The organism is Pseudomonas sp. P4_C3, assembly GCF_056402075.1.
In genome coordinates, this window is the sequence record NZ_JBFUIC010000156.1 from 1 (window position 1) to 10238 (window position 10238).

At 61.0% G+C, this 10238-nt stretch carries 13 protein-coding genes; 10 read left to right on the plus strand and 3 right to left on the minus strand.

The features are described 5' to 3' along the window. Positions 1-73: 73 nt before the first annotated feature. From AC1DVH_RS20615 to AC1DVH_RS20630, 4 genes are all read left to right on the plus strand, one after another. Entirely contained in the window at positions 74-982 is a 909-nt protein-coding gene (locus tag AC1DVH_RS20615) for a LysR family transcriptional regulator (RefSeq protein ID WP_477755349.1), read from the plus strand. 239 nt (positions 983-1221) lie between these two features. After that, complete coding sequence (locus AC1DVH_RS20620; protein ID WP_477755350.1) at positions 1222-2415, plus strand: CaiB/BaiF CoA transferase family protein; 1194 nt, start codon at positions 1222-1224, stop codon at positions 2413-2415. Then, a complete protein-coding gene (locus tag AC1DVH_RS20625; protein ID WP_477755351.1) occupies positions 2412-3338 on the plus strand; it encodes a hydroxymethylglutaryl-CoA lyase in 927 nt (308 codons plus the stop codon). The genes AC1DVH_RS20620 and AC1DVH_RS20625 overlap by 4 nt, the downstream gene beginning before the upstream one ends. A gap of 170 nt (positions 3339-3508) precedes the next feature. Next, entirely contained in the window at positions 3509-4840 is a 1332-nt protein-coding gene (locus AC1DVH_RS20630) for an MFS transporter (RefSeq protein WP_477755352.1), read from the plus strand. Positions 4841-4918: 78 nt separating this feature from the next. On the opposite strand, the gene AC1DVH_RS20635 is transcribed toward AC1DVH_RS20630, so the two are convergent. Beyond that, positions 4919-5407: a DMT family transporter gene (locus AC1DVH_RS20635; protein ID WP_477755353.1), complete on the minus strand. Its 489-nt coding sequence runs from the start codon at positions 5405-5407 to the stop codon at positions 4919-4921. A gap of 77 nt (positions 5408-5484) precedes the next feature. Here AC1DVH_RS20635 and AC1DVH_RS20640 point away from each other — a divergent pair, with 77 nt between their 5' ends. Further along, positions 5485-6393: a LysR substrate-binding domain-containing protein gene (locus tag AC1DVH_RS20640; protein ID WP_477755354.1), complete on the plus strand. Its 909-nt coding sequence runs from the start codon at positions 5485-5487 to the stop codon at positions 6391-6393. A gap of 20 nt (positions 6394-6413) precedes the next feature. Here the strand turns inward: AC1DVH_RS20640 and AC1DVH_RS20645 are convergent, their stop codons facing one another. Both AC1DVH_RS20645 and AC1DVH_RS20650 read right to left on the minus strand, forming a co-directional pair. Next, entirely contained in the window at positions 6414-6698 is a 285-nt protein-coding gene (locus tag AC1DVH_RS20645; protein WP_477755355.1) for a type II toxin-antitoxin system RelE/ParE family toxin, read from the minus strand. Further along, a complete protein-coding gene (locus tag AC1DVH_RS20650) occupies positions 6688-6927 on the minus strand; it encodes a CopG family ribbon-helix-helix protein (protein ID WP_150727562.1) in 240 nt (79 codons plus the stop codon). Before AC1DVH_RS20650 ends, AC1DVH_RS20645 begins: the two co-directional genes overlap by 11 nt. A 153-nt stretch (positions 6928-7080) precedes the next feature. On the opposite strand from AC1DVH_RS20650, the gene AC1DVH_RS20655 reads away from it, so the two are divergent. The 5 genes from AC1DVH_RS20655 (at position 7081) to AC1DVH_RS20675 (ending at position 10183) form a co-directional block, all read left to right on the plus strand. After that, positions 7081-7719 carry a LysE family translocator gene (locus AC1DVH_RS20655; RefSeq protein ID WP_477755356.1) on the plus strand — a complete coding sequence of 213 codons (639 nt, stop codon included), beginning with the start codon at positions 7081-7083 and terminating at the stop codon, positions 7717-7719. Between the two features lie 79 nt (positions 7720-7798). Then, positions 7799-9145, plus strand: a complete 1347-nt coding sequence (locus AC1DVH_RS20660) for a sensor domain-containing protein (RefSeq protein ID WP_477755357.1) — start codon at positions 7799-7801, stop codon at positions 9143-9145. A gap of 117 nt (positions 9146-9262) precedes the next feature. Continuing rightward, positions 9263-9421, plus strand: coding sequence for a KGG domain-containing protein (locus AC1DVH_RS20665; protein WP_477755358.1), 159 nt, complete (start codon positions 9263-9265; stop codon positions 9419-9421). 72 nt (positions 9422-9493) lie between these two features. Next, on the plus strand, positions 9494-9997 hold the full coding sequence (locus tag AC1DVH_RS20670) for a DUF4142 domain-containing protein (RefSeq protein ID WP_477755359.1): 504 nt from the start codon (positions 9494-9496) through the stop codon (positions 9995-9997). Positions 9998-10012: 15 nt separating this feature from the next. Beyond that, positions 10013-10183, plus strand: coding sequence for a hypothetical protein (locus tag AC1DVH_RS20675; RefSeq protein WP_477755360.1), 171 nt, complete (start codon positions 10013-10015; stop codon positions 10181-10183). Positions 10184-10238 lie beyond the last annotated feature (55 nt).

Sequence of the window (10238 nt, forward strand, 5' to 3'; positions counted from 1 at the left end):
CCGGACCACGGCACGACGCGGGCGAAGAACGCTATGCTGCGACTTTGCCTGAGCCGACTTCGCCGAGTACCCGATGCTGCAAAAAAGCCTGATCCGCCGTCTCGACCTGATCACTCTGCAACTGTTCGTCGCCGTCCATGAAGAAGGCACGCTGACCCGTGCCGCCTCGCGTGAAGCGATCGCCGTCTCGGCGGCGAGCAAGCGCTTGATGGAGCTGGAGGAGGCGCTGGGCATCAGTCTGTTCGTGCGCCAGGCCAAGGGCATGTCACTGACGCCGGCCGGTGAAACCCTGCTGCACCATGCCCGGCAGATGTTGTTCAACGTCGAAAAAATGGGCCTTGAACTGGGCGAGCACAGCCACGGTGTGCGCGGCTATGTGCGGATGCTCGCCAACCTGTCGGCGATCATTCAGTTTTTGCCCGAGGACCTGCGGGATTTTTCCGAGCGTCACCCACAGGTCAAGACCGACCTCGAAGAACGGCCCAGCGCCGGGGTGATTCAGGGCGTGCTCGACGGGGTGGCCGACCTCGGGATCTGTTCCATCGACAGTGACATCAAGGGCCTGCACAGCGTGCTGTATCGCCAGGACAAACTGGTGGTGTTGATGCCGCCCCATCATCCATTGGCGAGCCGGTCGAGCGTGGCGTTCGCCGATACGCTGGGCAGTGATTACGTTGGCTTGCATGCCGCCAGTTCGATCAACATGCGTACCCATGCCGCAGCCCGTGAGGCCGGCAAGGTGTTGCGGGTGCGCATTCATGTGCCAGGGTTCGATGCCATGTGCCGGATGATCCAGGCCAACATGGGGATTGGCATCCTTCCGCAGCGGGCCTATGAATTGTTTGGCCGGGCACTGGGCTTGCACGCGGTGCCGTTGACGGACGAGTGGTCGGACCGGGCGTTGATTCTGGTGGTGCGCGACGAGGCGTTGCTGTCGCCGGTGAGCCGGATGTTGTTTGAGCATTTGCGGGGTTCAGCCTGATAGTTCTCGGCTGAATGGGCGGGCCTCATCGCGAGCAGGCTCRCTYCTACAGGGGATGTGTGATCGCCACGAATCAACTGTAGAAGTGAGCCTGCTCGCGATGGCGGACTGAAGGTCGCGATAATCCTCTTGTCGAGCGTTCGCATTTCGCGAACGCCCGTTGCTAACTGAAGGTTGGATTCCCGAGCCCCCTGTCCTCTAGCCTTGGCGCATATTCCAAGAACAAGAGGTACCCCGCGATGACTGCCCCCTTGAGTGCGATCAAAGTGATCGAGATCGGCACGCTGATCGCCGCGCCATTTGCGGCGCGCATGCTGGCCGAGTTCGGCGCCGAGGTGATCAAGATCGAAGCCATGGGCCAGGGCGATCCCCTGCGCAAATGGCGCAAGCTGCACGAAGGCACCTCGTTGTGGTGGTACCTGCAATCACGCAACAAGAAGTCCCTGGCGCTGAACCTCAAATCCCCCGAAGGCATCGAACTGGTCAAGCAACTGGCGACCAGCGCCGATGTGTTGATCGAAAACCTGCGCCCCGGCGCCCTGGAGAAACTGGGCCTCGGTTGGGACGTGTTGCACGCGCTCAATCCCAACCTGACGCTGGTGCGGATTTCCGGTTACGGCCAGACCGGCCCGTACCGCGATCGTCCGGGTTTTGGCGCCATCGGCGAGGCCATGGGCGGCATCCGCTACACCACCGGCACGCCAGGTTCGCCGCCGGCGCGGGTTGGCGTGAGCCTTGGCGATTCCCTGGCTTCGTTGCATGCGGTGATCGGTGCGCTGATGTCGCTGCTAAGGGTCAAGACCGGGCAGGGCGGCGGGCAAATCGTTGATGTGTCCCTGGCCGAAAGCGTGTTCAACGTCATGGAAAGCCTGGTGCCGGAATACGACATGCTTGGCCATGTGCGCGAACGCAGTGGCGGTGCCTTGCCGGGCATCGCGCCATCCAACACGTATCTGACAGCCGATGGCGCCTACGTGGTGATCGCCGGTAACAGCGATCCGATCTACAAGCGCCTGATGCAAACCATCGGCCGCGCCGATCTGGCCGAGGCGGCGGAATTCGCTCACAACGACGGGCGTGCGGCCAAAAGCAATCTGCTTGATGCCGCCATCACCCACTGGACCAGCAGTCTGCCCATCGACGAAGTACTGGACGCCCTGGAAGCCGCCGAAGTCCCGGCCGGGCGCATCTATTCGGTGGCCGACATCGTCGCCGATCCGCACTATCAGGCGCGGGACATGCTGCTCAATGCCGAGCTGCCCGGTGGCGCCACGGTGAAGATGCCGGGCATCGTGCCGAAACTCTCCGAGACACCCGGCGGCGTGAACTGGTCCGGCCCCGGGCTGGGCCAGCACACCGACGGCATCCTCGCGCAATTGGGCCTGACCGCGATGGACATCGAACGCCTGAAAGTCGAAGGAGTGGTGCAATGATCACTGATTATTCCGATAGCCTGAYCGTGCAGGAAGTGTCCCCGCGCGACGGTTTGCAAATCGAACCGACCTGGGTTGAAACCGACGACAAGATTGCCTTGATCGATCAATTGTCGCAGGCCGGATTCAGCCGCATCGAAGCCGGTTCGTTCGTGTCACCCAAAGCCATTCCTGCACTGCGCGATGGCGAACTGGTGTTCAAGGGCATCGCCCGGCAACCGGGGGTGATCTATGTYGCGYTGATCCCCAACCTCAAAGGCGCGCAACGGGCACTGGCGTGCCGTGCCGATGAGCTGAACCTGGTGATGTCTGCCAGCCAGACTCATAACCGGGCGAACATGCGCATGGGTTGTGAAGATTCATTGGCCGCGTTCGGCGAGATTGTGCAGTTCGTCGGCGACAGCGCCGTGCGACTCAACGCCAGCATCGCCACCACCTTCGGCTGCCCGTTCGAGGGCAAGATCGATGAGGACCGTGTACTGCACATCGTCGAGGCCTATCAGGAGCTCGGCATCCAGGGCATCACCCTGGCCGACACGACGGGCATGGCCAACCCGCGTCAGGTCGACCGACTGGTGCGCCGGGTGCTGCAGCGGGTGTCCCCGACGGACCTGACCCTGCACTTTCACAACACCCGCGGCCTCGGCCTGTGCAACGTGCTGGCCGCCTACGAGGCCGGTGCCCGGCGCTTCGACGCGGCCCTCGGTGGTCTCGGCGGCTGCCCGTTTGCGCCGGGGGCATCGGGAAACATCTGCACTGAGGATCTGGTGAACCTGTGCGATGAAGTCGGCATCCACACGGGTATCGATTTACCGCTGCTGCTGAAACTGTCCCGAGGAATGCCGGCGCTGCTCGGCCATGAAGTGCCGGGGCAACTGGCCAAGGCCGGACGCAATTGTGAGCTGCACCCGATCCCCACCTGACACCAATCCCCTGTAGGAGCGAGCCTGCTCGCGATAGCGGTGAGGCAGTCGACATCAATGTTGGATGTGGCTCAGTCATCGCGAGCAGGCTCGCTCCTACAGTAAAAAGCACCTTAACCAGACAACAAAAACAATCGGACACCCACGGGAAGTCCGCCTGGAGAACTGCAATGAGCCTGAATGCACTGGAGGCCGGCGCGAGCCCGGCCGTTAGCCACGACACCGAAAAAGCCTTGGTCAGTAAAGTCGCCTGGCGCCTGATGCCGCTGATCATGGTCTGCTACCTGTTCGCCTTTTTCGACCGCATCAACATCAGCTTCGCCAAGTTTCAGCTGCAGACCGACCTGAGCCTGAGCGACACCGCGTACGGCCTCGGCGCCGGGTTGTTCGTGGTCGGTTACGTGATTTTCGAAGTGCCGAGCAACATGATGCTGTACAAGGTCGGCGCACGCCGCTGGATCGCCCGGATCATGATGTCCTGGGGCCTGGCCACGGCGGCCATGGTGTTCGTCAACAGCGAATGGCAGTTCTACGTGCTGCGCTTCGTGATCGGTGCGATGGAGGCGGGGTTTGCCCCGGGCGTGCTGTACTACCTGACCCTGTGGTTCCCGCAGCACTATCGCGGGCGTATCACCTCGATGCTGTTCCTGGCGTCGGCGTTCGCCGGCCTGGTGGGCGCGCCGTTCTCGGGGCTTGTGCTGCAACACCTCGACGGAGTGCTGCAAATGCGCGGCTGGCACTGGCTGTTCCTGCTCGGTGGCGTGCCGTGCATCGGCCTCGGTTTGCTGGTGCTGACCCTGCTCAAGGACCGCATCGAAGACGCCCATTGGCTGACGCCTTCGGAGAAGACCTTGCTGGCCAGCCGCATCGCCCAGCATGAGCCGCACAAGAGCGGAGGTTCGCTGCTCGCTGCACTTAGGATTCCGGGTTTCCTGACCTTGGGCCTGATCTATTTCCTGATTCAGGTGGCGTCCTACGGCTTGAATTTCTGGGCGCCACAACTGATCCGCAGCGCCGGCACTGAAAGTCCGGTGATGATCGGCTTGCTGACGGCCATCCCGTACATCTGCGGTGCCATCAGCATGGTGGTGATTGGACGCCTGTCCGATGCTTCTGGCGAGCGCCGCAAGTTTGTCGCCGGTCTGGTGGCGGTCGGTGCGATCGGGTTCTTCTGCGCGGGGATCTTCGCCAACCACACGACCTTCCTGATTGTCGCGTTGGGCCTGCTCGGTGCCGGGATCATCGCCTCCATCCCGAGCTTCTGGACCTTGCCGCCGAAACTGCTGGCCGGTGCCGGCGCGGGCGCTGCTGGCGGGATCGCGGTGATCAACACCCTGGGCCAGTTCGGCGGCATCGTCAGCCCGGTGATGGTCGGCCGGATCAAGGACCTGACCGGCAGCACCACGCCGGCGCTGTATGTCATCGGTGTCTGTGCACTGATCGCGGTGGCGCTGTTGCTGTGGGGGTTGCCGCAGAAGTTGCGCACACTCGACAAGTTTTAAAAGATCGCAGCCTTCGGCAGCTTCTGCTCGGACCACGCATCCCCRTAGGAGCTGCCGGAGGCTGCGATCTTTTGATCTTCAAGAATTCGCTGTCATCGCTTTTTGCGCAGCGTCACTAAACTGAATCAACACCACCCCTGCCATCAACAGCGCCACCCCAAACACCTTCGGCAAGGTGACCTGCCGCTCCACCAACCCAAACCAGCCGTAGTGATCCAGCAACAACGACGCCACCACTTGCCCCGCCAGCGCCAATGCCATGAACCCCGCGGCACCCAGCTTGGGCAGCAGCACCAACGCCAGGGAAATAAAACACACCCCAAACGCGCCACCGGCCCACATCCAGAGCGGCGCCTTGCTGATGAACGCCAGTGACGGCAACGGCAAGCGCATTGCAACGATGATCGGCAACAACACCACAACACTCACCAGCAACGAGGCGAGCGTCGCCCACAACGGATGGCCCAACCCGCGCCCGAGATTGACGTTGATCGCACTCTGAAACGGCACCACCGCCCCGGCAATCATTGCCAGCACCAACAGACTCACCCAATGCAACGTACTCATGATCGATCCCCAACAGGTTTTGCTGGACTCTAGGGTATTCGTCGCGCAGATTTAAATTCCGTTTTGCTATTCAGAACATGCAGCAGATGAATGATCTTCGACGCATCGACCTCAATTTGCTGGTAATCCTCGACGCCTTGCTCAGCGAGCAACACGTGACCCGGGCGGCCGAGCGTCTGCACTTGAGCCAGCCAGCGGTCAGTCATGCGCTGGCGCGATTGCGTGACCTGCTCGGCGATCCCCTGCTGGTGCGCGCCGGTGCCAGCCTAGTACCGACTCCGCGAGCGCTGGAACTGGTGGCACCGCTGGCCGAAGCCCTGGCCCAGGTGCAAGCGCTGCTGGCGCCGAACGCCTTCGATCCCGCGACCACCCAGCGCACCTTCCGCCTGGCGATGTCCGACTACGGCGCCGCCATTGTCCTGCCGGGGCTGATCCGAGCGTTGCGCCGCGAAGCGCCGGGCATTGACCTGCAAATCAGCCATGGCAGCCGCGAAAGCATGCTCGAAGGGGTGCTGAACGGTGACATTGATGTCGCCGCCGGTGTATTCCCGGAAATGCCCAACGAGTTGCGCAGCACGCCGCTGTTCGAAGAGCACTACGCCTGCCTGCTGGACCGCAAAAGCCTGCCCGTCGACGGAGCCCTCGACCTGGCCACTTATTTGGCACGCCCCCACGTCCTGCTGGAGATGCGCGGCAGCGGCACCCCGGAAATCGAGCGGGCGCTGACCGCATTGCGCRAACGCCGGCGTGTCGCCATCAGCCTGCCGCACTGGAGCGTCGCCCCGGAGCTCATCAGCGGAACGGACCTGATCCTCACTGTCGCGTCGCGAGGCTTGCGCGATATCGATGAGTCCACATTGGTTGTCGTGCCACCGCCGTTTCACATTCCATCGTTCACTTTTGTGTTGGCGTGGCATACACGGCGGGGTGGAGATCAGGCGTTGAACTGGTTGAATCGGAGGATTGGGGAGGGGATCGAACGCTAGAAGCTTTTCTAAAATGGCCTTTACCAATTGGAAGGTGGCAGGCGACGCGTATGAAAAACTCGTAGTACCTGAAGCCGACCTTGGCGAACCCGGTAGGGAATCAAATAGGGGCGATCAGGCATGACCCATTCCCGGGTACCGGGTAAGCGTCCTTCACGACCCGTCGCTGGAAATCGGGCAAGGTGATCGACACTGGCGAGAATCGCTCGAACAAAATCTGCTGCAGCTTCTGGATTCTCGATGGCGATGTAGGCGGCTTCGTCATCCAGATTCTTTAACGCCGTACGCAACCACTCAACGCGCATTCGCCGTCCACTTGTCAGCCATTGCGTTTACTTCTTCTTGTGTCGCGAAGTCACCTTCATCGGCTTCTTTCAAGGCTTTCTGAATTTCCTCGATTTGCCACGCTTCACGGGCCAGGTATTCACGCAGCGCATCCACGGCCAGAAATGATTTGCTGCGGCCCGTTGCCTTGGAAAGACTCGCGAGGGTATCGGCGATTTCGTCTGGTATGCGCAGGGACATAACTGACATGGTGGTCTCGATGTAGTGGTTTGTAATACAACATACTACACCGTCATCAGTGAGGCGGGGCCAGCCCGTTCGTCTGTCGAGATGTTTCAGTCGACAGGCAATGACCTGATATAGACTGGCGACCATTCACCAAGCCGTTCAAAAGGACTCCCCATGACCCCATCGTTGCTAATGGCCGTGCTTGCCTCGGGTTTTATCTACGGCATCACCCCCGGGCCGGGTGTGCTGGCGGTGTTCGGCATTGGCGCGGCCCATGGGCGACGGGCCGGGGCGGGGTTTCTGTGCGGGCATTTGCTCGGCGATGTGATCTGGTGCAGTACGGCGCTGATCGCGATTGTCGGTGCGCGGGAGATCGGCAGTACCGCGTTCGACGTGCTCGGTGTGCTCAGCGGCCTGTACCTGTTCTGGCTCGGCTGGCGTGCGGTGCGCGCCCGGCGCAGCAGCGCTGATGCGCCACGGGGGCCGGCGCGGCAACCGTTCTGGCACGGCATTCTGTTCGGTTTGACCAATCCGAAGGCCTATCCGGTGGCCGTGGCGACGTTCACGGCACTGTTGTCGAGCCGCGCGGAACTGCTCAACTGGTCAATGCTGCCGGCGCTGATCGCCCTGAGTTTCGTCGGCGGGTTGCTCGCCTACACTATTCTCATTGGCGTTGTCGGTGCGCGGCGAGTGCGCAGCTTGTACCAGCGTCATGAACTGGCAATCACCCGGTTGTGCGGGGTGATGTTCATCGGTTTCGCCATTAACGCGCTGGTCCATGCGTTGCCGGGGCTGATGCCGAACAAGGCTTGAATATGATCACAAGGATGCAAGGTCGACAGGGCAGGGATGATTGATAAGCGCTGCATTATCGGGACACCCACGCTGAATCATGGAAAACCGAAATTCCGCGCCGCTGGCGAGCTACATCGATCTGTTGCTGGACGCCGTCTGTGCGGTGGATAAACAGGGCCGCTTCGTCTTTGTCAGTGCGGCGTGCGAGCGCATATTCGGCTACAGCGCGGATGAGATGATCGGCCAGCCGATGATCGACATGGTGCACCCGGCCGATCGCCAGCGAACCCTCGATGCCGCCCGGGAAATCATGGGTGGCGAGCCCAAGCTCAACTTCGAAAACCGTTACCTGCGCAAGGATGGCCGCGTGGTGCACATCCTCTGGTCGGCGCGTTGGTCCGAGGACGATCAGTTGCGCATCGCGGTGGCCCGCGACATCACCGAACGCAAGCAGGCCGAATCCCGGCAGGCAGCGTTGTATGCGATTTCCGAGGCGGCCCATGCGGCAGAGGATCTGCTGGCGTTGTTCAAACGCATCCACATGATCATCGGCGAATGGTTGCCGGCACTGAATTTTTCCGTGGCACTGTACGACGAGCGCTGCGCACAGTTGAATTTCCCTTATCACGTCGATGACCACGAGCCACAGCCCGAACAGCCCGGAACAATGACCGGGCGCCTGTGCGCCGAAGTGATCCGCACGGGGCAGCCGATCCTGTTGACCCCGGACCAGTGCACACCGCCTGCCGGCTTCGAAGCGCTGGTAACCGAGCAGAACGCGCCGTGTTGGCTGGGTGTGCCGCTGAACTCGCAAAACGGCACCATCGGTGCGTTGATCGTCAAAAGCATTCCGGGCGGCGAGCGCTACACCGAGCAAGACAAGGAACTGCTGCAATACGTCTGCGCCCAGGTCGCAACCGCCATCGAGCGCAAGCAACTGCATGCCCGCCTGCAATACATGGCCCAGTACGACCAACTGACCCAGTTACCCAACCGCGAACTGCTGCGCGACCGGCTCAAGGCATCACTGCAAGTGGCCCGGGAAGACCGCGGGCGCATGGCGCTGTTGTACGTCGACCTCGACCGCTTCAAGCACGTCAACGACACCCATGGCCACGCGGTCGGCGACATGCTGCTGCAAGCGGTCGCCAACCGGCTCAAGGGCTGCGTGCGGGAAACCGACACCGTGGCACGCATCGGCGGCGATGAGTTCGTGGTGTTGCTGCACAGCATTCGCGCTGCGGACGATACCGACATCGTGGTCGAGAAAATCCGTCAGGTCCTGGTCCAGCCCCTGCGTCTGGACGGGCACAGCCTGAACATCCAGCCAAGTATCGGCGTCGCCCGATACCCCGATCACGGCACCGAAGAGAAGCAATTGTTCAGGCATGCCGACGAAGCGATGTATTGCGCCAAACGCGAGCATCACCTGCGACTGGTCTGAAAACCAGGCACCGTTCGTCGTAGTATCCACATAATTTTCTAAACCTTTTGGGACGCGCAACTTCAGATTCTATGGGGGCTACAGCTCGCCGCGACTATCACCAAGAGGAAGAGAATCATGCCTAGCTCAAGAAACTCGAACTCGGGGAATTTCGCCAACGATCGAACGAAGGCTTCTGAAGCCGGTCGCAAGGGTGGGAAAACCACCACCACGACCGTCGAAAAAGACCCGGCGAAACCCGACATGGGCCGCAAGGGCGGTCAGAAATCCCGCTAAAGGATGCGGGTGGTTTTGATTGAGAAGCGGGGGCGAAAGCTCCCGTTTGAACTTTTCAAGGAGGGCGCGACCATGAACCGGATGGCCACCCGATTATGTAATGCCAGTTTTGCCACGTTATTGGGGCTGTTTGCCAGTAGCGTCTTTGCCCAGTCATCCGCCGAATTCATCGACGAAGCCTCGGCCAAAGGCATGGCCGACATCGAAGCCAGTCGTCTGGCGCACCAGAAATCCGAGTCCAAAGAGGTCAAGGACTACACCATCGTCGTCATCAACGACCGCACCACTGCGAACCAGCACCTGGCGAAAATCGCCAGGCAACTGGATTTGCCCGTCGCCCCGCGCGAAGAAATTGTCGAAAAGGCCAAAGCCCTGATGCCACAAGCCATGGATGGGACGACCTTTGATGAGGCCTATGCAGCCAGTCAGGTGAAGACCACCCAGGAAGCCATCGATCAGTTGCAGCAGGAAGCACAGACCACCGACGTGCCGGAAATCAAGGCGTTCGCCGAAGAAACCCTGCCCAAATTGCAAAATCATCTGCAAATGGCCAAGGCATTGCAGGCCAAAAGTTGAGCACCAGGATTGAACATGAACGGCGCGGGATTTCGGTCACGCGCCGTTTTTCTGTTCGGCACTGATCCAGATGCGGCTTGGGGTTTTGTGTTGGATTTTTCAGACAGTGGCGGTCGAATGAAAATTCGACGTGACCGAAAAGGTGATTTTCTGAAACCTTTAGCGGTGCTTGCCGCGGTATCGTAGCGGCCCGAGGACAACGCACCGACAGGAGAACGCAATGAGTTGGTCCGCCAAACAG

Coding starts and splice junctions, on each gene's coding strand:
- AC1DVH_RS20615 (WP_477755349.1), top strand. CDS start 74: ATGCTGCAAAAAAGCCTGATCCGCCGTCTCGACCTGATCACTCTGCAA.
- AC1DVH_RS20620 (WP_477755350.1), top strand. CDS start 1,222: ATGACTGCCCCCTTGAGTGCGATCAAAGTGATCGAGATCGGCACGCTG.
- AC1DVH_RS20630 (WP_477755352.1), top strand. CDS start 3,509: ATGAGCCTGAATGCACTGGAGGCCGGCGCGAGCCCGGCCGTTAGCCAC.
- AC1DVH_RS20635 (WP_477755353.1), bottom strand. CDS start 5,407: ATGAGTACGTTGCATTGGGTGAGTCTGTTGGTGCTGGCAATGATTGCC.
- AC1DVH_RS20645 (WP_477755355.1), bottom strand. CDS start 6,698: ATGCGCGTTGAGTGGTTGCGTACGGCGTTAAAGAATCTGGATGACGAA.
- AC1DVH_RS20650 (WP_150727562.1), bottom strand. CDS start 6,927: ATGTCAGTTATGTCCCTGCGCATACCAGACGAAATCGCCGATACCCTC.
- AC1DVH_RS20655 (WP_477755356.1), top strand. CDS start 7,081: ATGACCCCATCGTTGCTAATGGCCGTGCTTGCCTCGGGTTTTATCTAC.
- AC1DVH_RS20660 (WP_477755357.1), top strand. CDS start 7,799: ATGGAAAACCGAAATTCCGCGCCGCTGGCGAGCTACATCGATCTGTTG.
- AC1DVH_RS20665 (WP_477755358.1), top strand. CDS start 9,263: ATGCCTAGCTCAAGAAACTCGAACTCGGGGAATTTCGCCAACGATCGA.
- AC1DVH_RS20670 (WP_477755359.1), top strand. CDS start 9,494: ATGAACCGGATGGCCACCCGATTATGTAATGCCAGTTTTGCCACGTTA.
- AC1DVH_RS20675 (WP_477755360.1), top strand. CDS start 10,013: ATGAACGGCGCGGGATTTCGGTCACGCGCCGTTTTTCTGTTCGGCACT.